The sequence below is a fragment of the Streptomyces echinatus genome (genome assembly GCF_014203595.1).
In the GTDB taxonomy this organism is placed as follows: domain Bacteria; phylum Actinomycetota; class Actinomycetes; order Streptomycetales; family Streptomycetaceae; genus Streptomyces; species Streptomyces echinatus.
The window spans coordinates 189,407-210,610 of the sequence record NZ_JACHJK010000011.1 but is presented as its reverse complement, the minus strand read 5'-3'; the positions used below and the strand labels follow the sequence as shown (position 1 = coordinate 210,610).

The window sequence follows — 21,204 nt, the reverse complement described above, 5'->3', positions numbered from 1 at the left end:
CGGTCGGCACCTACGTCGTGCCGCAGTCTCTCAGAGCCCGGTTCGCCACAGACCACTACGGAGTACGTCTTCGACCATTGGGCAGTTCAGGCATTCCAGCACGTGGACCAGCGCACTTCCAAACAGTGGAAACCGGCAGAGCGCGCACTTGTAAGCGCCAGATAAAACGGTCATAAAGAGCGAGCTGCGCCAAAAGGCGGGGCGTTTGTGAGCACAGCGGCACCGCACGACCGCGTCGCGTGGCGATACCGGGCGATTCCTCTGCCGAACTGTTATGAACAGCGGAGCCGACCGTGGCAAAGGCCACAGTCGGCTCCCTGAACCCCTTACGACAACTGCCGTACGGTCCGTCGCACTTGAGTGCTACTTCAAGCGGGCCATCAGAGCGTGCTCCACCAGCGTGATCAGGGCACTCTTGGCGTCGGCGCGGTGCCGGGCGTCGGTGGTGATGATCGGGGTGTCCGGTCCGATCTGCAGCGCCTCGCGCACTTCCTCCGGAGCGTAGGGCTGCTGGCCGTCGAAGCCGTTGAGGGCGACGACGAACGGCAGGCCGCTGTTCTCGAAGTAGTCGACGGCGGGGAAGCAGTCGGCGAGGCGGCGGGTGTCGACGAGGACGACGGCGCCGATGGCGCCGCGGACCAGGTCGTCCCACATGAACCAGAAGCGGTCCTGTCCGGGGGTGCCGAACAGGTACAGGATCAGGTCCTGGTCCAGGGTGATGCGGCCGAAGTCCATGGCCACCGTGGTGGTGGTCTTGTCCCCGGTGTGGGTGAGGTCGTCGATGCCGGCGGACGCGGACGTCATGACGGCCTCTGTGCGCAGCGGGTTGATCTCCGAGACGGCGCCGACGAACGTGGTCTTGCCCACGCCGAAGCCGCCCGCCACCACGATCTTCGCGGAGGTGGTGGCCCGGCCCGCGTCAGAGCTTGCGAAGTCCACTGAGCACCCTTTCGAGCAGCGTCACGTCCGGTGCGCCGCCGTTGTTCTCGTCGCCACCCGGCTGGTGGATGGCGACCAGGCCGGCCTCGGCGAGGTCGGCGACGAGGATCCGGGCCACACCGAGCGGCATGGCCAGCAGCGCGGAGACCTCCGCGACCGACTTGACCTCGCGGCACAGGTGGCAGATCCGCTGGTGCTCCGGGAGCAGTCCCATGAGCGCTGCGGGGTCGGCCGTGGTGCTGATCAGCGCCTCTATGGCGAGCTGGTAGCGAGGCCTGGTCCGGCCGCCGGTCATGGCGTAGGGCCTCACCAGCGGCTGGTCGCCCTCGTCCCCGTACGGCTCCGCGTACGGATCATGATGGGCGGTGGGCGGGGTCATGAATCCTCCGGGCGGGACAGCAAGTCGGTCAGTCGAGCCGTCGGACGAGGCCGGTGGGGGGATTGTGGCGGCCGGACGGTGTTTTCGTGAGGTGGGTGGTGCCGGGGGCGGTCAGTGAAGCAGACTGCCCTGTAGTTCGGCGCGCAGGTCCGGGGTGAGTACCGCACCCGCCCGGTCGACGAGCAGTGCCATCTCGTAGCCGACGAGGCCGATGTCCGCATCGGGATGGGCCAGGACCGCGAGGGACGACCCGTCCGAGATGGACATGAGGAAGAGGAATCCTCGCTCCATCTCCACGACCGTCTGCGCCACGCTGCCACCCTCGAAGATCCGGGATGCCCCGGCCGTCAGGGAGGTCAGCCCGGACGCGACGGCCGCCAGCTGGTCGGCGCGGTCCCGTGGGAAGCCTTCGGACATCGCCAGCAGAAGGCCGTCGGCGGAGACCACCACCGTGTGCGACACCCCAGGGGTGTTGTCCACGAAGTTGGTGATCAACCAGTTCAGGTTCTGTGCCGCCTGGCTCATCGGACTCAACTAACGCTCCTGCTGGTGAGTGGGGCTCGGGAAGCTGCCGGTCTGGCCGCTGCCGGCCTGACGGCCCTGAGCGATACCCCGACGAAGATTGGTCAGCCGTCCGCGTACGTCGTCAGGCGCACGCGAGACCTGCGGACCGGCTTGGTGCTGTTGCTGCTGAGCCGTGCCGGGCACGAGGTTCGCCCGTGGCACGCGGCGCGGCAGGCCGGAGGTGGTGATCCCGCCGGCGGCGGGCTGCCGGACGCGCTCGGCCTGTCGGACGAGTTCGTCGTTCGGCGAAGTGCGCCAGGAACCGGTGTTCTGCGCGGACCGCTGCGGCTGCTGGGGCTGCTGCTGAACGGGCGCGGGTGCCTGCGGCTGCTGCTGCGGCGCGGATGCGCCGTCCTGCTGCTGGCCGTGGAACCAGTTGGTCTCCAGCGTGTCGTACAGCGGGGTACGACCGTCACCCGGGCCGCTGGCCGGCGGCAGCGCCTCCGGCTCGGAGCGGACCGGACGCTGTGGGGCCGGGGGCTGCTGGCGCGGGGCGCCGAAGCCGTCCCGGCCGGCCGGCTGCGGGCGCTCGAACTGCCCGGTGTGGCCGGGGTTCTGGCGGCCGGGCAGGGCGTGCTGGCCGGTGGAGCCACCGTCGTAGCCGCCGTCGTACGCCTGCGGGGCACCCGGGGCCGGGAACTGGCCCGTGTGCTGCGCGCCGTTGTCCGGACGCCCGGCGGCCGGCGTGCCGAACACGTCGGGGCGGACGAACGAACCGGTGCCCTGCTGCTCGGCACCCGGACCGTCGAACCGGCCCGGCTGCTGGGCGGCGTCGGGACGCGCGAACTGGCCCGTGTGCTGGGCGGAGCCGCTCGTGCCGGGCAGCGCGGGGCGCTGGAACTCGCCCGGCGCGGCCGGACCCTGGGCGTCGATGCGGGGTATCTCCGCGGTCGAGCCCGGACCCTGCCGGTCGTCCACCCGCGGCATGCGTGCGGTCTGCGCCGGGTCCTGCTCGTCGTGGCCGCGCGGGGCGTCCAGCGAGGCACGGGACAGCGGGGCCTGGGCGTCGCTCCAGTCCGGCGTGCGGGACGGCGCGTCGGAGCCGGGCAGCTCGGCCCGCGGGCCGCCGCGCGGCGGCAGCTGGGGCTGGCGGCCCTGGTCCGCGGGGGCGCCGGAGCGCTTCTGGCCACGGCCGCCGAAGAAGTCCTGCTGCGGCGCGTTCGGGCCGGCGGCCTGCAGGCCCTGCGGGGCACCCGGCGTCTGACCGCCGAAGCCGCCCGCACCGGAACCGGCGGGCGCGGGCCGGCCCTGCTGCGGGGAACCGGGGCGGCCCTGGGGACCGCGCGCTCCGCCGGGCGCACCCGGACGGCCGCCCTGGCCCGTGCCGGGCAGCGCGGCCCGGGGACCCTGGGCGGAGCCGACCTGGCCGCGCGGGGCCCCTCCGGCACCGAGCAGACCGCCACCGGCCGGGGCGCCACCGAGGGCACCGCCGTTGTTGCCGTTCTGCCGCCGGGCCGCGGCGGCACCCGCTGCGGCCTGCGCGGCGGCCGGACCACCGGTCGAGGGCGCACCGGGCTTGCCCGGAGCGGGCTTCTTGCCGCCCTGGGCGACGTCGACGGGCAGCATGACCAGCGCGGTCGTACCACCGGAGTCGGACGGGCGCAGCTGGATGCGGATGCCGTGCCGCTGCGACAGACGACCGACCACGAACAGACCCATGCGGCGGGAGACGGAGACGTCCACGGTGGGCGGCGAGGCGAGCCGCTCGTTGATCGCCGCGAGGTCCTCGGGGGAGAGGCCGATACCGGTGTCGTGGATCTCGATCAGCACACGGCCGTCGGGCAGCGCGTGACCGGTGACCTTGACCTTGGTCTGCGGGGAGGAGAACGAGGTCGCGTTCTCCAGCAGCTCGGCGAGCAGGTGCACGAGGTCGTTGACCACGCGGCCGGCGACCTCGGTCGTCGGCACGGCGGCCAGCTCGATGCGCTCGTACTGCTCCACCTCGGACGCGGCGGCGCGGAGCACGTCGACCAGCGGGACCGGGCGGGTCCAGCGGCGGCCGGGCTCCTCACCCGCGAGGACGAGGAGGTTCTCACCGTTACGGCGCATACGGGTGGCGAGGTGGTCGAGCTTGAACAGCGAGGACAGCTGGTCCGGGTCGGCCTCGCGGGACTCCAGCTCGGAGATCAGCGACAGCTGGCGCTGGATCAGACCCTGGGAGCGGCGCGAGAGGTTGGTGAACATCGCGTTGACGTTGCCCCGCAGCAGGGCCTGCTCGGCGGCGAGGCGGACCGCCTCGCGGTGCACGTCGTCGAAGGCCGCGGCCACCTGGCCGATCTCGTCCCGGGAGTGCACACCGACGGACTCCACGGAGGTGTCCACGTCCTGCGGGTCGGACTCGGAGAGCTGCTTGACCAGCTCGGGCAGACGGTCCTGGGCGACCTTGGTGGCCGTCTCCTGGAGCCGGCGCAGCGAGCGGATCATGGACCGGGCCACGACGAACGCGCCGACCAGCGAGACACCGAGCACGATGAGGATCAGCACACCGGAGATGATGGCGTCACGCTGGGTGGCGCTCTTCAGCTCGCGGGCCTTCTGTTCCATCTCCTCGAGCAGCGTGTGCTCGATCTTCTTCATCTGCTCGATCTTGGTCGAGCTGGTGTCCACCCAGTCGCGGTAGGAGCGCTTCGGCAGGTCCGCGAGGCCGCCCTTGTTGGCCAGGGCACGCCCGGCGTACTTGTCCGCGGCCTGGATGGTCGGGTTGCCGTCGTCGACCGGCTTCAGGAGTTCCGCGGCGGCGCCGGAGTAGATCTTCCGGAAGATGCTGATCTCGGAGGTCTCGCTCTGCTGCGCCGACTCGGCGTACAGGCGGTCGTTCTCGGAGAGGTTGCCGGCCGCCGTGGTGTTGTCGGGCAGGGCCGCGGCGATGACGGCGCGCTGCACGGACGCGTACTCCTTGGCGGTGGAGAAGGCCGCCAGGGCACGGGTGCGCTGGATCATCTCCGGGTTGCTGGACGCCTCCGCCATGTCCTGCGAGAGGTCGATCAGCTGGCTGATCAGGCGGTGGTAGGACTCGACCGTCTGGGTCGAGTTGTCCTTCGACTGGTAGGCCGTGCGGCGGATCTTCGCCAGGTTCTGCAGCTGGCTGCTCAGGCCGACGAGGCTGTCGCGGACACCGCGGAGCTGACCGTTCTTGGTGGCCTCGTCGATCGCCTCGGAGGCGTCCACGAAGTTCTGGGCGGCGCGGTCCGTCTTCTGCTGGTAGCCCTTGACGGTGTAGTCGGTCGCCTTCAGCCCGTGCGCCAGGGGACCGGCGGACTGGTCGCGCTCCTCCTGGAGCGCCGCGGCCAGCTCGGTGGCCTGCTTGGTCATGTCCGTCAGCAGCTTCATGTTGTCGAGCTGCTGGATGTCGTCCATGTTCTGGTCGATACGCAGCGCGCCCAGCGAGGTGGCCGCGACCACCGGCAGCGCGAGCAGCGACACCAGACGGGTGGAGATGCGCCAGTTGCGCAGGGCCAGCCGCGAACCGGGGCCGGTGGACCCTTGAGCGGACTTCGCCGCGGGCGTGGGGCTGCCCGAGGGTGTCGCCGTCGTGGACGCCGACGAGGCCGACGCGCCGGGGCGCCCGCCGTCTCCGGCCTGGCCCGGGCCCGGGTTCTGGGCGTGCTGGGGCGAGGAGCTGCCCTTCATGGGGCCAGTCCCGTCGTGCGACTCCGGCTCCGCCGAAGCGCTGCCATCCCTCTTGAAACGTCCCTGCACTAGCGTCGCAACCTCTGGACCAGGCGCCCCTCCGCGCGAACGGAAGGACACGGTGTCGGCGTCTGGAGAGCGCCCTGAATACGCCCCCCGGTGGTCTTGAGTGACCGGCGCTGGTTCCCCCTATCTCGCCGCCACTCGGCGCTGAGTGCGCCCCCTGTGCGCCGGCTCGATCCTGCGGCGGTCCGTGGAATTCCAGCACAGTGCAGGATCTCCAACAAGGGCAGTGGACCGAGCTGTGACCTCCGTGACGGCCTGTGAGTGGCGGATTACCAGCCGTGGAACCTGTTTCGGCCAATATCGGGCATACATTGGCGAGTCGCCGCTCGGCGCCCGGTGTCCCAGTCGCCATGATCAGGAGCGGAATGATGGCTTCAGGGGGTCAATGTCCGTTTCGTTGGGGCGGACGGGTAGCCGGAATTGACCGTTTTGCCTGTGAGTTCGTGAGCAAACTCACATGCTTACGGTGAGCAGTTGGCGTCTTCGTCGGGGAATCGGATGTTTAGCCTGACGCTTTACAACGAGCGCCGCTCTGCCAACCCACCCGACACAGAGGCCACAGGACGACAACGGTGAAGACGACGATGATGTTCCGCAACATAGCCAACCCGCGACGCACGACCCTGGCGCACCTCGATGACGCCGGCGAGCTGCACACGCCCGAGCTGCCGGAGCACTCCGTCGACCTCCCCGCCCAGACGGCCAACCCCCGGCGCACCGTCCTCGTCGACGTCCCGGCCGGCGTGGGCGCCGCCGCCGGAGAGTGACCCACCGCCGCGCCGGACGCGGCCGGAAGGGGCCGGGTGACGGTCCCGCCGGCCGCGTCCGTGTTTTCCCGTGTTTTCCCGGGGGATGTCGCCCGCGCGCGTGCGCTGCCGGAGAGGTTTCGGTGACCCGCCCCTGACCTGGGGCGATACCCCCAGAAGCGAACAACTTCGGCTGGCTCCGATAGCCTGAGGCGTCAGTACGCCGGTTCTAGTTGAGGGGCGCAAGGATCCCGTGCGCATCGCCAGGTTCTCCATCGACGGGAACGTAGCCTTCGGCGCGGTCGAGGGCGACAAGCAGGACGAGCTCGTCCTCGACATCATCAAGGGCATTCCGTTCGCGGACTACCAGCTGTCCGGGACGAAGGTGCCGCTGAGCAAGGTCAGGCTGCTCCCGCCGGTGCTGCCCAACAAGGTCGTGGCGTTCGGCCGCAACTACGCCGACCACGCCCGTGAGCTGGGCAACGAGGTGCCCGAGGCGCCGTTCGCCTTCTTCAAGCCCTCCACCTCCGTGATCGGCCCCGGCGACGAGATCCAGTACCCGTCCTTCTCCGAGGAACTGCACCACGAGGCCGAGCTGGCCGTCGTCATCGGCCGGATGTGCCGCGAGGTGCCGCGTGACCGCGTCAAGGACGTGATCTTCGGCTTCACCTGCGCCAACGACGTCACCGCCCGCGATGTGCAGAAGCGCGAGAAGCAGTGGGCCCGGGCCAAGGGTTTCGACACCTCCTGCCCGCTCGGCCCCTGGGTGGAGACGGACCTCGGCCTCGCCCGCGCGAACGACCTGACCATCCAGCTCACGGTCAACGGGGAACAGCGCCAGCTGGGCCGCACGAGCGAGATGATCCACTCCATCGAGGACCTGATCGTCAACATCTCGGAGGCCATGACGCTGCTCCCCGGCGACGTCGTCCTCACCGGCACCCCCGCGGGGGTCGGCCCCCTCAACGTCGGCGACGAGGTCGCCGTCACCATCGAAGGCATCGGCACTCTCACCAACAAGGTTGTCAAGCGTGGCTAGCGCACCCGGCTCCCCCGTACGCGTCCGTTTCTGCCCCTCGCCCACCGGTAACCCCCACGTGGGCCTGGTCCGCACCGCCCTGTTCAACTGGGCGTTCGCCCGGCACCACCAGGGCACCCTGGTCTTCCGCATCGAGGACACCGACGCGGCCCGCGACTCCGAGGAGTCGTACAACCAGCTGCTCGACGCGATGCGCTGGCTCGGCTTCGACTGGGACGAGGGCCCCGAGGTCGGCGGCCCGCACGCGCCGTACCGCCAGTCGCAGCGCATGGACATCTACGCGGACGTCGCGCAGAAGCTCCTGGACGGCGGGTACGCCTACCGCTGCTACTGCTCCCAGGAGGAGCTGGACACCCGCCGCGAGGCCGCCCGCGCCGCCGGCAAGCCCTCCGGCTACGACGGCCACTGCCGCGACCTGTCCGCCGAGCAGGTCGAGGAGTACGAGGCCCAGGGCCGCACCCCGATCGTCCGCTTCCGCATGCCGGACGAGACGATCACCTTCGACGACCTGGTCCGCGGCGAGCTGACCTTCACCCCGGAGAACGTGCCGGACTACGGCATCGTCCGCGCGAACGGCGCCCCGCTGTACACGCTGGTCAACCCGGTCGACGACGCCCTGATGGAGATCACCCACGTCCTGCGCGGCGAGGACCTGCTCTCCTCCACCCCGCGCCAGATCGCGCTGTACAAGGCGCTGACGGAGCTGGGCATCGCCAAGCAGACCCCGGCCTTCGGTCACCTGCCCTACGTGATGGGCGAGGGCAACAAGAAGCTGTCCAAGCGTGACCCGCAGGCGTCGCTCAACCTCTACCGCGAGCGGGGCTTCCTGCCCGAGGGCCTGCTCAACTATCTGTCGCTGCTGGGCTGGTCGCTCTCCGCGGACCAGGACATCTTCACGATCGACGAGATGGTCGCGGCCTTCGACATCTCCGACGTGAACCCCAACCCGGCGCGCTTCGACCTCAAGAAGTGCGAGGCGATCAACGGCGACCACATCCGCATGCTGGATGTGAAGGAGTTCACCGAGCGCTGCCGCCCGTGGCTGCAGGCGCCGTTCGCCCCCTGGGCGCCGGCGGACTTCGACGCGGCGAAGTGGGAGGCGATCGCCCCGCACGCCCAGACCCGGCTGAAGGTCCTGTCGGAGATCACCGAAAACGTCGACTTCCTGTTCCTCCCCGAGCCGGTCTTCGACGAGGCGTCGTGGACCAAGGCGATGAAGGAGGGCAGCGACGCCCTCCTGCGCACGGCCCGCGAGAAGCTGGAGTCCGCGGACTGGACCTCGGCGGAGTCCCTCAAGGAGGCCGTCCTGGCGGCCGGCGAGGCGCACGGCCTCAAGCTCGGCAAGGCGCAGGCCCCCGTCCGCGTGGCCGTCACCGGCCGCACCGTGGGACTGCCGCTCTTCGAGTCCCTGGAGGTCCTGGGCAAGGAGCGGACCCTGGCCCGGATCGACGCGGCGCTGGCGAAGCTCGCCGCGTGACCCGAGCGTGAAAGGGGCGGTACCCGGTGGTCCGGGTACCGCCCCTTCGCCGTCGCGGCTCGTAGCCGCCGACCGGTCCAACGAGCCGCACTCCGGGGCGGGTTCCGTGGAAGATCCGTTGTGGAACGCCGGTGCCGTCATTACGATCACCGCGATCTGGCAAGGACGCCGTGCCCGTCGGAGCAGGTGTCCAGGAACTTGAAGGTGTCCCCGTCGGAGTAGAAGTAGACGGCGCCGCAGGAGTCGCTGGTGGACGCGCTGTCGGAGGCGGACGCCGGTCCCGCCGCGGCGACCGCCAGACCGAGGGCTGCGATGACGACCGTGAGTATCTTCCTGAACACGCGGAGTCCCTTCGTGAGACGCCTGCCGGCCTCACCGTGCCGACGCCGACCACCGGACAGCCCCACACGAGTGAGGCCTGCTTCTCCTACCGCGTCGGCCTCACGGAGAGCGGCGGATACATCATCGGGTCGTACGGTTCCTGGACCCCTTCCTGCGCCTGACGCCCCCGGTCCGGTCCGATCCCCGTCAGTCCCGCCGTTCTCCCGAGGTGCCGGGCGTTCCGGGGTTACGGTCGTGACATGAGCATCAGAGCCGTGGTCTGGGACGTGGACGACACCCTCTTCGACTACACGACCGCGGACCGCGAGGGCATGCGCGCCCACCTTTCGGCCGAGGGCCTGCTCCTCGCGCACGAGGGCGTGGAGCAGGCCCTTCTGCGCTGGCGGGAGGTCACCGATGCCCAGTGGGCCCGGTTCTCCGCCGGTGAGGTGGACTTCATCACACAGCGCCGCGACCGCACCCGGGTCTTCCTGGGCCGGGAGCTGACCGACGACGAGGCCGACGCGTGGTTCCAGCGCTATCTGGCCCACTACGAGGCCGCCTGGAGCCTGTTCCCGGACGTGCTGCCCGCCCTGGAGGCCCTCGCCGCCAGCCACCGGCACGCGGTGCTGTCCAACTCCAGCGTCACGGTCCAGGAGCACAAGCTGCGCACCCTCGGACTCCTCGACCGCTTCGAGGCCGTCCTGTGCGCCGCCGAGCTGGGCGTCTCCAAGCCGGAGGCGGGTGCCTTCCTGGCGGTCTGCGAGGCGCTGGGGCTGCCTCCGCACGAGGTGGCGTACGTCGGCGACCACCCGGAGATCGACGGCCGGGGCGCCGCGGAGGCCGGGCTGCTGTCCGTGTGGATCGATCGCGGAACGGCCGGTGTGCGGGCCGTGGGGGAGGCCGTGGCGCACCGGATCTCGACCCTCGCCGAACTCCCGGCGCTCGTGCGCGCCGATACCCGTTTTGGAGCCCCGTCCACCTTCGGGTAATGTTCTTCCTGCGCCGAGGGGAACGGGCCGAAAGGCCGGAACCTCACGGAGCAAACTAGAACGAGAACCCCTCAGGGGGTTGAGTTCCAGTGGCCTATGGTGTAATTGGCAGCACGACTGATTCTGGTTCAGTTAGTCTTGGTTCGAGTCCAGGTAGGCCAGCTCGCAGAGCTCATCTGCAAAGCCCCCGTTGTGTAGCGGCCTAGCACGCTGCCCTCTCAAGGCAGTAGCGCCGGTTCGAATCCGGTCGGGGGTACTGATCCTGATCTTGTCGGGATCGCTAGGGCCCCCGTTGTGTAGCGGCCTAGCACGCCGCCCTCTCAAGGCGGTAGCGCCGGTTCGAATCCGGTCGGGGGTACTGACTGGTCTAAACCATCATTGGTCTATGGTGTAATTGGCAGCACGACTGATTCTGGTTCAGTTAGTCTTGGTTCGAGTCCAGGTAGACCAGCTCGGACCTGCGGAAACGCAGAGTCCAGGCCCCCGTTGTGTAGCGGCCTAGCACGCCGCCCTCTCAAGGCGGTAGCGCCGGTTCGAATCCGGTCGGGGGTACGCACAGGGAAGGCCCCCCACCTCGGTGGGGGGCCTTCGCCGTTCCCGGGGTTCACTCGAAGCCGTAGCGTCGCGCCGACTCCTCCTCCTGCGCCAGCCGGCGCAGGGCCCCCAGCATCGGCTCGGTCAGCACGGCCCCGAGCACCGCCGTCTCCACCTTCTCCGCCTCCGACGGATGCGTCTCGACGAAGTCGAGGTCGAGCTTCGCCGTCTCGTGCATCAACTTGGCGTACGAGGCGAGCAGTTCGGTATCCCGGTCGTAGCCGAGCCGGCGGAACGCGGCCACCGCCACCACCAGGGAGCGGTACGCGGGCGAGATCGACGTCAGCAGCTTCGCGTTCGACCAGCCCAGCCGGTCCAGCAGCTCCTCAGCCTCCCGGTGTGCCGCCCGCACGAACTCGTCGTCCTCGTCCGGCTCCGGCACCTGCGGCAGCGCCCACAGGGCCGCGCCCAGCCGGATCGTACGGCCGAGGGAGTCGTCGTCCACGTGCCCCAGCACTTCGCGGACGGTCGCCACCGGCAGCCGGCCGACCTGGATCATCGCGCGCACCAGCCGCAGCCGCCGCAGGTGCGTCTCGTCGTACTCGGCGGTCGTCGTGTTGACCTGGCGGCCGGGCGGCAACAGCCCCTCGCGCAGGTAGTACTTGATCGTCGCGGTGGCCACACCGCTGCGTCTGCTCAGCTCGGCAAGCCGCATCCCTTGCGCTCCTTATTGGATAACGGCACTATCCAAACACCGACTGTTGGATAGCGCCGCTCACCGATGAGGGGGAAGGTCATGGTGGCCCGTACGACCGCCGACGCGAAGGGCGACGTCGTCGTCCTGCTGATCGGCATGCGCATCAACCGCTTCCGGGCGGTGCACCTGTGGCTGCCCGTGATGCTCGGGATGCTCCGCATGCTGCGGGAACTGGAGAAGGACCGCGGGCGCGGGCTGCTCGCCAAGGTGCTGCTGACGGCGTCGCCGCGGACGTATTACGTCGTGCAGTACTGGGAGACCAAGGACAAGCTCTACGCCTACGCGACGGCGCCGGACGCCTTCCACCACCGGGCGTGGGCCGCGCTCAACCGCAAGGAGCGCACCGGCAGGCTGCGGGGGCAGGTCGGGATCTGGCACGAGGCGTACGTCGTGCCGGAGGGGTCGTACGAGGCGATCTACGGGGACATGCCCGCGTTCGGGCTGGCCGCCGCGCACGGGCAGGTGCCGCTCGCTGCGCGGGGACGGTACGCGAAGGACCGGTTCGCTCATCGGTCGGGCGAGGGCGAGGGCGCCTAGTCGCCGTAGGGGGCTTTCGCAGGCGCGAGCGGGTGCGTCGTGGTTGATCGCGCGGTTCCCCGCGCCCCTTGCGTCGGCTGTCCTGCCCTGGGGAAACAGGGGGAGAAGCGTGCCCCGCCCTCGGGGGAGGCCTGCCGCGGCGTCGGGGCGGGCCTTTCCCGGGGGCGGGGTCTTCGCTGGACGTCAGCCGGAGCGGCGCAGGGCCTCCGAGAGGCGGGCGGCCGCGTCGATGACCGCCTGGGCGTGCATACGGCCCGGGTGGCGCGTCAGACGCTCGATGGGCCCGGAGACGGACACGGCGGCCACCACACGGTTGGAGGGGCCGCGTACGGGCGCGGAGACGGACGCGACGCCCGGCTCGCGCTCGCCGATGGACTGGGCCCAGCCGCGTCGCCGCACACCCGACAGGGCCGTCGCCGTGAAGCGGGCGCCCTGCAGACCGCGGTGCAGGCGCTCGGGCTCCTCCCAGGCCATCAGGATCTGTGCCGACGAGCCGGCCTTCATCGTGAGGGTCGAGCCGACCGGGACCGTGTCCCGCAGGCCGGACAGGCGTTCCGCCGCGGCCACGCAGATCCGCATGTCACCCTGGCGTCGGTAGAGCTGTGCGCTCTCGCCGGTGACATCACGGAGGTGGGTGAGCACGGGGCCCGCCGTCGCGAGCAGGCGGTCCTCGCCCGCAGCCGCCGCGAGCTCCGCGAGGCGCGGGCCGAGGATGAACCGGCCCTGCATGTCGCGTGCCACCATGCGGTGGTGTTCCAAAGCCACGGCCAGGCGGTGGGCCGTGGGTCGTGCCAGTCCGGTGGCCCCGACCAGACCCGCGAGGGTGGCCGGACCGGACTCCAGAGCGCTCAGGACGAGGGCCGCCTTGTCCAGAACGCCGACGCCGCTACTGTTGTCCATGCAACGATACTCACGTCTCACTCTGTGAAACGCAAGTTCAATTTTCCGTGGAACGCGCCACCCTGGAATCACACAGCGGCCCGCAGACCAACGGGCCCGGCGGTGGACGCCCGGAATCACGACTTCAAGGGCCCTGCAAGGGAACGCCGCTTCCTCAAGATCTCTAGTTTGGCCGGTGCACTTCTGCCGGCCGGAGGGAAAGCGATGGGTAGGACACTCGCGGAGAAGGTCTGGGACGACCACGTCGTCCGGCGCGCCGAGGGCGAGCCCGACCTCCTCTACATCGATCTGCACCTGCTGCACGAGGTGACCAGCCCCCAGGCCTTCGACGGTCTGCGCAAGAACGGCCGCCAGGTGCGCCGCCTCGACCTCACCATCGCGACCGAGGACCACAACACCCCGACCCTCGACATCGACAAGCCCATCGCCGACCCGGTCTCCCGCGCCCAGCTGGAGACGCTGCGCAAGAACTGCGCCGAGTTCGGGGTGCGGCTGCACCCGCTGGGCGACGTCGAGCAGGGCGTCGTGCACGTCGTCGGCCCGCAGCTGGGCCTGACCCAGCCCGGCACGACCGTCGTCTGCGGCGACTCGCACACCTCCACGCACGGCGCCTTCGGCGCGCTGGCGTTCGGCATCGGCACCTCCCAGGTGGAGCACGTGCTGGCCACCCAGACGCTGCCCCTGGCCCGCCCGAAGACCATGGCGATCACCGTCGAGGGCGAGCTGCCCGAGGGCGTCACCGCCAAGGACCTGATCCTGGCGATCATCGCGAAGATCGGTACGGGCGGCGGCCAGGGCTACATCCTGGAGTACCGCGGCTCCGCCATCGAGAAGCTCTCGATGGAGGCCCGGATGACCATCTGCAACATGTCGATCGAGGCCGGTGCCCGCGCCGGCATGATCGCCCCGGACGAGACCACCTTCGCGTATCTCCAGGGCCGTCCGCACGCCCCGGAAGGCGCGGACTGGGACGCCGCCGTCGAGTACTGGAAGACCCTGCGGACCGACGAGGACGCCGTCTTCGACGCCGAGGTCGTCATCGACGCCGCCGCGCTGTCGCCGTTCGTCACCTGGGGCACCAACCCCGGCCAGGGTGCGCCGCTTTCGGCGTCCGTCCCCGACCCGGCTTCGTACGAAGACGCTTCGGAGCGCCTGGCCGCCGAAAAGGCCCTGGAGTACATGGGGTTGGCGGCCGGACAGCCGCTGCGCTCCATCGACGTGGACACCGTCTTCGTAGGCTCCTGCACCAACGGCCGCATCGAGGACCTGCGGGCCGCCGCGGATCTGCTGCGGGGCCGCAAAGTCGCCGACGGCGTACGGATGCTGGTCGTCCCCGGCTCCGCGCGGGTCGGACTGCAGGCCGTCTCCGAGGGCCTGGACGTGGTCTTCAAGGAGGCCGGCGCCGAATGGCGGCACGCGGGCTGCTCGATGTGCCTCGGCATGAACCCCGACCAGCTGGCCCCGGGCGAGCGCTCCGCCTCCACCTCCAACCGCAACTTCGAGGGCCGGCAGGGCAAGGGCGGCCGTACCCACCTGGTGTCGCCGCAGGTCGCGGCCGCCACGGCCGTTCTGGGCCACCTCGCCTCGCCCGCCGACCTGTCCGACGTCCCCGCTGGAGTCTGATCAGCCATGGAAGCATTCACCACCCACACCGGCCGGGCCGTCCCGCTGCGCCGCAGCAACGTCGACACCGACCAGATCATCCCTGCTCACTGGCTCAAGAAGGTCACCCGCGACGGCTTCGAGGACGGGCTGTTCGAGGCCTGGCGCAAGGACCCGGAGTTCATCCTCAACCGCCCCGAGCGGCAGGGCGGCACGGTCCTGGTCGCCGGCCCCGACTTCGGCACCGGCTCCTCCCGTGAGCACGCCGTCTGGGCCCTGCAGAACTACGGCTTCAAGGCCGTGATCTCCTCCCGCTTCGCCGACATCTTCCGCGGCAACTCGCTGAAGAACGGCCTGCTCACGGTGGTCCTGGACCAGAAGATCGTGGACGCGCTGTGGGAGCTGACCGAGCAGGACCCCACGGCCGAGGTCACGGTGGACCTCGAGGCGCGTGAGGTGCGTGCCGAGGGCATCACCGCCTCCTTCGAGCTGGACGAGAACTCCCGCTGGCGGCTGCTGAACGGCCTGGACGACATCTCCATCACGCTCCGGAACGACTCCGACATCGCCGCCTACGAGGCCGGGCGGCCCGCCTACAAGCCGCGGACGCTCCAGGTCTGATCCCGCCGGACCCGGACCCCCGGGCGGGTCGGATTTCGGCCACCTCAACACCCCCTCTGTACCCCCAGTCGCCACGATTGGGGGTACAGCCATGTCTGCACCCGAACGGACCTGCGGTCCTGCGCGGGTTCGCTCAACTTCCCGCGTTATCAAGGTCGTTGTTCGGGTAGGTGAGTGCTGTGTTCGCGGTCTCCGCAAGTGCCTGGAAGGCCATTTGAGGCGGTAGTTGCCCCCTGCGCAGGCGACAACTCGCCCCAGATGGCACAATCTGTGCATGGAACACGACGGCCAACTCCAGCTCTATACGGCGGTCGCGAACCAGCTCAAGGAAGCGCACTCAAGGGTGCGCGCACTGCAAGTCCCGGAGGGCGTACGGATGGCGCTGACCCGGAAGCTGCTGGTCATTACGGCCGCGGCCAAGCACGATCTCGCCGCTGCGGCAAGGCGGCTCGAGCGGTTCAACGCGGACCTCGACGCGGGTCGGATCCCCGGCGATGACCACTGAACGGCCCGAGACCACCGATTCCGTTGCGGCACGAGGGTGATAAGCCCGTTTCGTGTTTGATTTGCGGTATATATCTGCCTAACGTGCGAAAAAGCTTGAACACTTTCGTTCTGGCGAGGTCTCCGAAGGGGAAGACGTGAACAAGGCGCAGCTCGTAGAAGCGATTGCCGACAAGATGGGCGGCCGCCAGCAGGCCGCCGACGCTGTCGATCATGTCCTGGACGCCATCGTCCGCGCGGTCGTCGCGGGCGAGCGGGTCTCGGTCACCGGCTTCGGGTCCTTCGAGAAGGTGGACCGCCCCGCCCGTTACGCCCGCAACCCTCAGACGGGCGAGCGGGTTCGGGTCAAGAAGACCTCCGTGCCCCGCTTCCGCGCCGGTCAGGGCTTCAAGGACCTGGTGAGCGGCTCGAAGAAGCTGCCCCGCGGCGGCGAGGTCTCGGTCAAGAAGGCGCCCAAGGGCAGCCTGACCGGCGGCGCCGCGGCGACGGTCAAGAAGGCCGCCGCCAAGAAGACCACCAAGGCGGCCGCGAAGAAGGTCACGGCCAAGAAGGCGACGCCGGCGAAGAAGACCACGGCGACCGCCGCCGCCGCGAAGAAGACCACGGCGAAGAAGGCGACGCCGGCGAAGAAGACCACGGCGACCGCCAAGACCGCCGCGGCGAAGAAGACCACCGCCAAGAAGGCGACGGCCAAGAAGGCTCCGGCGAAGAAGGTCACCGCGAAGAAGGCCCCGGCCAAGAAGTCGACGGCCCGCAAGACCACCGCCAAGAAGACCACCGCACGCAAGGCGACGTCGTAAGGCCGCCGTAGCACTCACGCGTCGGGCCGGACTCCCCAGGGGAGCCCGGCCCGCGGCGTGTGTAAGGGCAGTTACAGGGTTTGAAGGGTTACGAGGGTGATCCGCAGGGCGTCGCCCCGTCCCTCGGTCTCGATCCGCACGCGCTGACCCGGGCGCAGCAGACGGAGGTCTCCGGCGTCGAAAGCGGCGGCGTCGAAGGGCACCGGGGTGCCGTCGTCGAGCAGCACCTGTCCGCTGCGGGTGTCGGGGTCGTAGGTGTACGCGGTGGCCTGCATGCCAGCAGCGTACTGGGGGTTCCGGCTCCGGGCTTCGCCCGTCCGGCACCGGGCGCGCTCACGACCCCGGGATCAGCAACCCCGCCGACGCGGCGGCCGTGTACGGCCCCACCCCCAGCGTCAGCGCCGTACGCAGGTCGTCCCCGGTGTCCACGTCCTGCCGTACCGATTCGACCCCCCTGAGCAGGAGTTCCGCCGCACCCGAAGCCCGGTGCCGCCTGCGCGAGTCGATGCCGAACGCCGGGCGCAATTCGCGATCACCGGCCGCCGTCAGCAAAGTCGTGCCCAGCTCCGCCGCATCCGCGAGAAACGCCCGTGGGAATTCCGCGGCGACGGTCAGCACCCGGGAGAGTTCCGCCGGACGCAGGGCCGGCAGATCGGCGTTCAGGGCCGCGACCGGAACACCGGGACGGATTTCCCGTACGACGGCCGCCCCATGGGCCAGAGCGGCGTTCAGCCCGTCGCGGGGGGCGTCCGGGACGATCCGCGCGCCCAGGGCCGCGAGCTCCCGGGCGGCCCGCTCGTCGTCCGTGACGACCGCCACATCCGACACCGCCGCGCAGGCCAGCGCCGCGCCCACGGTGTCCTGCGCGAACGCCAGTGCCAGCCCCGGGCGCACCCCGTCGCCGGCGGTGTCCGCGAGCCTGCTCTTGGCCTGCGTCAAAGGCTTCAGGGGGATGACCAAGGTCCACTGCACCGGCGTACCGCCCCTCTCTCGTCCGGCACATTGTCACCCGGGCCGTCCGGCGCCACCCCTACCGGGAGGCGCGCGACGCTCCTCTTGAGGGTGGGGGCCGGTGACGGGCGGGCGTACGGTGTTCTCGACAGACCGGCGGCCCGGGGCCACACTTGTGCGGCCCCCGCCGGGGTGGCAGTCCTAGAGGAAGGTGTCCTTGTGCCCCGCCGCAGAATCGGCTTCTGGTATCGCTTCGCCGCGGTGCTCTGCAAACCGCCGCTGGTGGTTCTGATCAAGCGGGACTGGCGTGGAATGGAGCACATTCCGGCCGAGGGCGGATTTATCACCGTGGTGAACCACAATTCCCACGTGGACCCCTTCGCATACGCGCACTATCAGTACAACACCGGACGGGTTCCGCGATTCCTGGCGAAGAGCGGCCTTTTCAAGAAGGGATTCGTCGGCGCCGCCATGCGCGGCACCGGGCAGATCCCCGTCTACCGCGAGTCCACCGACGCGCTCAGCGCCTTCCGGGCCGCGATCGACGCCGTGGAACGCGGCGAGTGCGTCGCCTTCTACCCCGAGGGCACCCTGACCCGCGACCCGAACGGCTGGCCCATGACCGGCAAGACCGGTGCCGCCCGGGTCGCCCTGCAGACCAAGTGCCCGGTCATCCCGGTCGCCCAGTGGGGCGCCAACGAACTGCTGCCGGCGTACGCCAAGAAGCCGAACCTCTTCCCGCGCAAGACCCACCATGTGCTGGCGGGCCCGCCCGTGGACCTCTCCCGCTTCTACGACCGCGAGATGACCCCCGAGGTGCTGAAGGAGGCCACCGAGGTCATCATGGCGGCCATCACCCGCCGGCTGGAGGAGATCCGCGGCGAGAAGGCGCCCGAGACGCCGTACGACCCGCGCCGCGAGCGGATCGAGCAGCGGCGGCGCACCCAGGTGCAGACGCAGGGCAAGCAAGCGGAAGGGCAGAGCAAGTGAGCAAGCCTGTGCGGGCGGCCGTCATGGGCACCGGTTCGTGGGGCACCGCCTTCGGCATGGTGCTCGCCGACGCCGGCTGTGACGTGACCCTGTGGGCCCGCCGGCCGGAGCTGGCCGAGGCGGTCAACTCCACCCGGACCAACCCCGACTACCTGCCCGGCGTGGAACTCCCCGGGAATCTGCGCGCCACCGCCGACGCCGCCGAGGCGCTGCGCGACGCGGACTTCACGGTCCTCGCGATCCCCTCCCAGACCCTCCGCGCCAACCTCGCCGAGTGGACCCCGCTGCTCGCGCCGGACACCGTCCTCGTCTCCCTGATGAAGGGGGTCGAACTCGGCTCCACCATGCGGATGAGCGAGGTCATCGAGGACGTCGCCAAGGTCGGCGCCGACCGGGTCGCGGTGGTCACCGGACCCAACCTGGCCCGCGAGATCGCCGCCCGCATGCCCGCGCTCGCCGTCGTGGCCTGCACCGACGAGCAGGTCGCCCAGCGGCTTCAGGCCGCCTGCCACACGCCGTACTTCCGGCCGTACACCAACACCGACGTGGTCGGCTGCGAACTCGCCGGCGCGGTCAAGAACGTCATCGGGCTCGCGGTCGGCATCGCCGACGGCATGGGACTCGGCGACAACGCCAAGGGCTCGCTCATCACGCGCGGCCTCGCCGAGACCACCCGGCTCGGCCTCGCGATGGGCGCCGACCCGCTGACCTTCTCCGGACTCGCGGGCCTGGGCGACCTGGTGGCCACCTGCTCCTCGCCGCTGTCCCGGAACCACACCTTCGGCACCAACCTCGGCAAGGGCATGACCCTGGAGGAGACCATCGCGGTCACCCGGCAGACCGCCGAGGGCGTCAAGTCCTGCGAGTCCGTGCTGGATCTGGCCCGTCGGCACGGCGTCGACATGCCGATCACCGAGACGGTCGTCAGCATCGTGCACGAGGGCAAGTCGCCGGTCGCCGCGCTCAAGGAGCTGATGGCCCGCAGCGCCAAGCCCGAGCGGCGCTGAGAACGCCCCGCGCGGCCCCCTCCCGGGCCGCCGGCGCGACGCTGTGCGACCGTCCGCGCGACGCTGAGCGACGGCCCGGGAGCGCGCGCTGACTTGGGCACCACCTCCGGGTACTCTCAACGCGATATGAGCACCGAGAACCTTCCCCAGAGCCCTGAGCAGCCATCACGCAAGCCGCGCGTGGCCGTCGTGTTCGGCGGCCGCAGCTCCGAACACGGGATCTCCGTGGTCACCGCCGGCGCCGTCCTCAAGGCCATCGACCGGACGAAGTACGACGTCCTGCCGATCGGCATCACCGCGGACGGCCGCTGGGCGCTGACGGCCGACGAGCCGGAGCGGATGGGCATCACCGACCGCCGCACCCCCCGCGTCGAGGAGCTGGCGGAGTCGGCCGAGGGCGGCGTGGTGCTCCCCGTCGATCCGGCCAGCCGCGAGGTCGTCTACAGCGAGCCGGGCTCGGTGCCCAAGGCGCTCGGCGAGGTCGACGTGGTCTTCCCGGTGCTCCACGGCCCCTACGGCGAGGACGGCACCCTGCAGGGCCTGCTGGAGCTGTCCGGGGTGCCGTACGTGGGCTCGGGCGTGCTCGCCTCGGCCGTCGGCCAGGACAAGGAGTACATGAAGCGGGTCTTCACCTCCTTCGGGCTCAAGGTCGGCCCGTACCTGGTGATCCGGCCCCGCGAGTGGGCGCAGGACGAGTCCGCCGCCCGCAGGAGGATCGTCGACTTCGCCGGCGAGCACGGCTGGCCGCTGTTCGTGAAGCCCGCCCGCGCCGGTTCGTCGATCGGCATCACCAAGGTCGACGACCTGTCCGGGCTGGACGAGGCGATCGCCGAGGCACAGCGGCACGACCCGAAAATCCTCATCGAGGCGGCGCTGCGCGGCCGCGAGATCGAGTGCGGCGTCCTGGAGTTCGAGGACGGCCCGCGCGCCTCCGTCCCGGCCGAGATCCCGCCGCCGGACGCGCACGCGTACTACGACTTCGAGGCCAAGTACATCGACTCCACGCCCGGCATCGTCCCGGCGCCGCTCACCGAGGCGGAGACGGCCGAGGTGCGCAGGCTCGCGGTCGAGGCGTTCGACGCGGCCTCCTGCGAGGGCCTGGTCCGCGCGGACTTCTTCCTCACCGAGGACGGCGAGTTCGTGATCAACGAGATCAACACCATGCCCGGCTTCACGCCGATCTCGATGTACCCGCAGATGTGGCAGGCGAGCGGGATCAGCTACCCCGAGCTGGTCGACCGCCTGGTGCAGGCGGCGCTGCGCCGCTCCACCGGCCTGCGCTGACCCGGCCGCGTCCGGCGGCGGCTCAGTGCCGCATGGAGGCGACCCCTAGGGGGTTCGTCTTCTTCACGGCCGCCGCCAGGTCCTTCATCACCTGGGCGCTGTCGTCCGGCCCGGACAGCCTCTTCGGCAGCGTCACCTGCACATATGCGGAACGACCGGACGTGGTGAACCGCCAGGTCCCGTCGTCCTCCTTCTCCATCAGCCAGTCCACGCCGTCGACCCCGCCGCCCATCGCGTTGGGGTCGTCCCCCTTCGCCACGGCGGGATCGACCATCTTCGGCGGCCGGACGATGCCGCAGCGCAGTATGATCTCCGGGCTTCCCCAGCCCGCCGTGTAGGCGGACCGGGGCTCGGGGTCCCGGCGGCCCAGTCCGTCCACCTTGTGCGGCAGCACCTCGTCCAGGGCCCGGCAGATCGGGGCGGTCTTCGCGTCGGGGGTGGGAACCGCGACGGTGTGGTCGTCGTCTGCCGTGGAGCAGCCCGCGACCGCGAGCAGCAGGGCCGGCGCGAGCAGGCCGAAAGGCCGGTGACGGAAGAAGTTCACCGGCCAAGCGTAGACGGGGG

The 21,204-nt window shown here is 70.4% G+C and carries 22 protein-coding genes and 5 tRNA genes; 17 read left to right on the top strand and 10 right to left on the bottom strand.

The window, feature by feature from the left end; translation table 11 throughout:
* Positions 1-363: 363 nt before the first annotated feature.
* From FHS34_RS28270 to FHS34_RS28255, 4 genes are all read right to left on the bottom strand, one after another.
* Positions 364-939, bottom strand: coding sequence for a GTP-binding protein (locus FHS34_RS28270; protein WP_184970470.1), 576 nt, complete (start codon positions 937-939; stop codon positions 364-366).
* Positions 920-1,318: a DUF742 domain-containing protein gene (locus FHS34_RS28265; RefSeq protein ID WP_009190816.1), complete on the bottom strand. Its 399-nt coding sequence runs from the start codon at positions 1,316-1,318 to the stop codon at positions 920-922. Before FHS34_RS28265 ends, FHS34_RS28270 begins: the two co-directional genes overlap by 20 nt.
* 111 nt (positions 1,319-1,429) lie before the next feature.
* On the bottom strand, positions 1,430-1,843 hold the full coding sequence (locus tag FHS34_RS28260; protein WP_184970701.1) for a roadblock/LC7 domain-containing protein: 414 nt from the start codon (positions 1,841-1,843) through the stop codon (positions 1,430-1,432).
* A gap of 9 nt (positions 1,844-1,852) precedes the next feature.
* The gene (locus FHS34_RS28255; protein ID WP_184970468.1) at positions 1,853-5,581 is read right to left on the bottom strand and encodes a sensor histidine kinase; all 3,729 of its coding nucleotides are present in this window, start codon (positions 5,579-5,581) and stop codon (positions 1,853-1,855) included.
* A 569-nt stretch (positions 5,582-6,150) separates the two neighbouring features.
* On the opposite strand from FHS34_RS28255, the gene FHS34_RS28250 reads away from it, so the two are divergent.
* From FHS34_RS28250 to gltX, 3 genes are all read left to right on the top strand, one after another.
* Positions 6,151-6,345 carry a hypothetical protein gene (locus FHS34_RS28250; RefSeq protein WP_184970466.1) on the top strand — a complete coding sequence of 65 codons (195 nt, stop codon included), beginning with the start codon at positions 6,151-6,153 and terminating at the stop codon, positions 6,343-6,345.
* Positions 6,346-6,577: 232 nt separating this feature from the next.
* Positions 6,578-7,363 (top strand): fumarylacetoacetate hydrolase family protein, encoded by a 786-nt coding sequence (locus FHS34_RS28245; RefSeq protein ID WP_184970463.1) that lies wholly within the window; start codon positions 6,578-6,580, stop codon positions 7,361-7,363.
* A complete protein-coding gene (gene gltX, locus FHS34_RS28240) occupies positions 7,356-8,840 on the top strand; it encodes a glutamate--tRNA ligase (RefSeq protein WP_184970461.1) in 1,485 nt (494 codons plus the stop codon). The genes FHS34_RS28245 and gltX overlap by 8 nt, the downstream gene beginning before the upstream one ends.
* A 146-nt stretch (positions 8,841-8,986) precedes the next feature.
* Here gltX and FHS34_RS28235 read toward each other — a convergent pair whose 3' ends face one another.
* Positions 8,987-9,181, bottom strand: a complete 195-nt coding sequence (locus tag FHS34_RS28235) for a hypothetical protein (RefSeq protein WP_184970459.1) — start codon at positions 9,179-9,181, stop codon at positions 8,987-8,989.
* A gap of 240 nt (positions 9,182-9,421) precedes the next feature.
* Between FHS34_RS28235 and FHS34_RS28230 the strand changes: the two genes are divergently transcribed.
* From FHS34_RS28230 to FHS34_RS28205, 6 genes are all read left to right on the top strand, one after another.
* Complete coding sequence (locus FHS34_RS28230) at positions 9,422-10,153, top strand: HAD family hydrolase (RefSeq protein ID WP_184970458.1); 732 nt, start codon at positions 9,422-9,424, stop codon at positions 10,151-10,153.
* A 90-nt stretch (positions 10,154-10,243) separates the two neighbouring features.
* Positions 10,244-10,315 (top strand) — tRNA-Gln (locus tag FHS34_RS28225).
* Between the two features lie 21 nt (positions 10,316-10,336).
* Positions 10,337-10,409 (top strand) — tRNA-Glu (locus FHS34_RS28220).
* 29 nt (positions 10,410-10,438) lie between these two features.
* Positions 10,439-10,511: transfer RNA gene (locus tag FHS34_RS28215), tRNA-Glu, on the top strand.
* Between the two features lie 21 nt (positions 10,512-10,532).
* Positions 10,533-10,604, top strand: a tRNA-Gln gene (locus FHS34_RS28210).
* 28 nt (positions 10,605-10,632) lie between these two features.
* Positions 10,633-10,705, top strand: a tRNA-Glu gene (locus tag FHS34_RS28205).
* Between the two features lie 52 nt (positions 10,706-10,757).
* On the opposite strand, the gene FHS34_RS28200 is transcribed toward FHS34_RS28205, so the two are convergent.
* On the bottom strand, positions 10,758-11,402 hold the full coding sequence (locus FHS34_RS28200; RefSeq protein ID WP_184970456.1) for a MerR family transcriptional regulator: 645 nt from the start codon (positions 11,400-11,402) through the stop codon (positions 10,758-10,760).
* Positions 11,403-11,483: 81 nt separating this feature from the next.
* On the opposite strand from FHS34_RS28200, the gene FHS34_RS28195 reads away from it, so the two are divergent.
* Positions 11,484-11,981, top strand: coding sequence for a DUF4188 domain-containing protein (locus FHS34_RS28195; protein WP_225817640.1), 498 nt, complete (start codon positions 11,484-11,486; stop codon positions 11,979-11,981).
* Positions 11,982-12,164: 183 nt separating this feature from the next.
* On the opposite strand, the gene ndgR is transcribed toward FHS34_RS28195, so the two are convergent.
* On the bottom strand, positions 12,165-12,881 hold the full coding sequence (gene ndgR / locus FHS34_RS28190) for an IclR family transcriptional regulator NdgR (RefSeq protein WP_009320373.1): 717 nt from the start codon (positions 12,879-12,881) through the stop codon (positions 12,165-12,167).
* Between the two features lie 204 nt (positions 12,882-13,085).
* Between ndgR and leuC the strand changes: the two genes are divergently transcribed.
* From leuC to FHS34_RS28170, 4 genes are all read left to right on the top strand, one after another.
* Positions 13,086-14,504 carry a 3-isopropylmalate dehydratase large subunit gene (gene leuC / locus FHS34_RS28185; RefSeq protein WP_184970452.1) on the top strand — a complete coding sequence of 473 codons (1,419 nt, stop codon included), beginning with the start codon at positions 13,086-13,088 and terminating at the stop codon, positions 14,502-14,504.
* 6 nt (positions 14,505-14,510) lie between these two features.
* Entirely contained in the window at positions 14,511-15,104 is a 594-nt protein-coding gene (gene leuD / locus FHS34_RS28180; protein ID WP_184970450.1) for a 3-isopropylmalate dehydratase small subunit, read from the top strand.
* Between the two features lie 274 nt (positions 15,105-15,378).
* On the top strand, positions 15,379-15,609 hold the full coding sequence (locus FHS34_RS28175; protein ID WP_184970448.1) for an SCO5555 family protein: 231 nt from the start codon (positions 15,379-15,381) through the stop codon (positions 15,607-15,609).
* Between the two features lie 136 nt (positions 15,610-15,745).
* Positions 15,746-16,408, top strand: coding sequence for an HU family DNA-binding protein (locus FHS34_RS28170; RefSeq protein WP_184970447.1), 663 nt, complete (start codon positions 15,746-15,748; stop codon positions 16,406-16,408).
* 71 nt (positions 16,409-16,479) lie between these two features.
* Here FHS34_RS28170 and FHS34_RS28165 read toward each other — a convergent pair whose 3' ends face one another.
* Together FHS34_RS28165 and cofC are read right to left on the bottom strand one after the other, a co-directional pair.
* Entirely contained in the window at positions 16,480-16,683 is a 204-nt protein-coding gene (locus FHS34_RS28165) for a hypothetical protein (RefSeq protein WP_184970444.1), read from the bottom strand.
* A 58-nt stretch (positions 16,684-16,741) separates the two neighbouring features.
* The gene (gene cofC, locus FHS34_RS28160) at positions 16,742-17,380 is read right to left on the bottom strand and encodes a 2-phospho-L-lactate guanylyltransferase (RefSeq protein WP_184970442.1); all 639 of its coding nucleotides are present in this window, start codon (positions 17,378-17,380) and stop codon (positions 16,742-16,744) included.
* A 198-nt stretch (positions 17,381-17,578) separates the two neighbouring features.
* Between cofC and FHS34_RS28155 the strand changes: the two genes are divergently transcribed.
* From FHS34_RS28155 to FHS34_RS28145, 3 genes are all read left to right on the top strand, one after another.
* Positions 17,579-18,349 (top strand): lysophospholipid acyltransferase family protein, encoded by a 771-nt coding sequence (locus tag FHS34_RS28155; RefSeq protein ID WP_184970440.1) that lies wholly within the window; start codon positions 17,579-17,581, stop codon positions 18,347-18,349.
* Complete coding sequence (locus FHS34_RS28150; protein ID WP_184970438.1) at positions 18,346-19,356, top strand: NAD(P)H-dependent glycerol-3-phosphate dehydrogenase; 1,011 nt, start codon at positions 18,346-18,348, stop codon at positions 19,354-19,356. The genes FHS34_RS28155 and FHS34_RS28150 overlap by 4 nt, the downstream gene beginning before the upstream one ends.
* 126 nt (positions 19,357-19,482) lie before the next feature.
* Entirely contained in the window at positions 19,483-20,640 is a 1,158-nt protein-coding gene (locus tag FHS34_RS28145) for a D-alanine--D-alanine ligase family protein (protein ID WP_184970436.1), read from the top strand.
* A 22-nt stretch (positions 20,641-20,662) separates the two neighbouring features.
* Here the strand turns inward: FHS34_RS28145 and FHS34_RS28140 are convergent, their stop codons facing one another.
* Entirely contained in the window at positions 20,663-21,184 is a 522-nt protein-coding gene (locus tag FHS34_RS28140) for a DUF3515 domain-containing protein (protein WP_184970434.1), read from the bottom strand.
* Positions 21,185-21,204: the final 20 nt, after the last annotated feature.

Bases quoted from the DNA above. Each gene is read 5' to 3' on its own strand.
- FHS34_RS28265 (WP_009190816.1), bottom strand. From the start codon at position 1,318: ATGACCCCGCCCACCGCCCATCATGATCCGTACGCGGAGCCGTACGGG.
- FHS34_RS28260 (WP_184970701.1), bottom strand. From the start codon at position 1,843: ATGAGCCAGGCGGCACAGAACCTGAACTGGTTGATCACCAACTTCGTG.
- FHS34_RS28230 (WP_184970458.1), top strand. From the start codon at position 9,422: ATGAGCATCAGAGCCGTGGTCTGGGACGTGGACGACACCCTCTTCGAC.
- FHS34_RS28200 (WP_184970456.1), bottom strand. From the start codon at position 11,402: ATGCGGCTTGCCGAGCTGAGCAGACGCAGCGGTGTGGCCACCGCGACG.
- FHS34_RS28195 (WP_225817640.1), top strand. From the start codon at position 11,484: ATGGTGGCCCGTACGACCGCCGACGCGAAGGGCGACGTCGTCGTCCTG.
- ndgR (WP_009320373.1), bottom strand. From the start codon at position 12,881: ATGGACAACAGTAGCGGCGTCGGCGTTCTGGACAAGGCGGCCCTCGTC.
- leuC (WP_184970452.1), top strand. From the start codon at position 13,086: ATGGGTAGGACACTCGCGGAGAAGGTCTGGGACGACCACGTCGTCCGG.
- leuD (WP_184970450.1), top strand. From the start codon at position 14,511: ATGGAAGCATTCACCACCCACACCGGCCGGGCCGTCCCGCTGCGCCGC.
- FHS34_RS28175 (WP_184970448.1), top strand. From the start codon at position 15,379: ATGGAACACGACGGCCAACTCCAGCTCTATACGGCGGTCGCGAACCAG.
- FHS34_RS28165 (WP_184970444.1), bottom strand. From the start codon at position 16,683: ATGCAGGCCACCGCGTACACCTACGACCCCGACACCCGCAGCGGACAG.
- FHS34_RS28145 (WP_184970436.1), top strand. From the start codon at position 19,483: ATGAGCACCGAGAACCTTCCCCAGAGCCCTGAGCAGCCATCACGCAAG.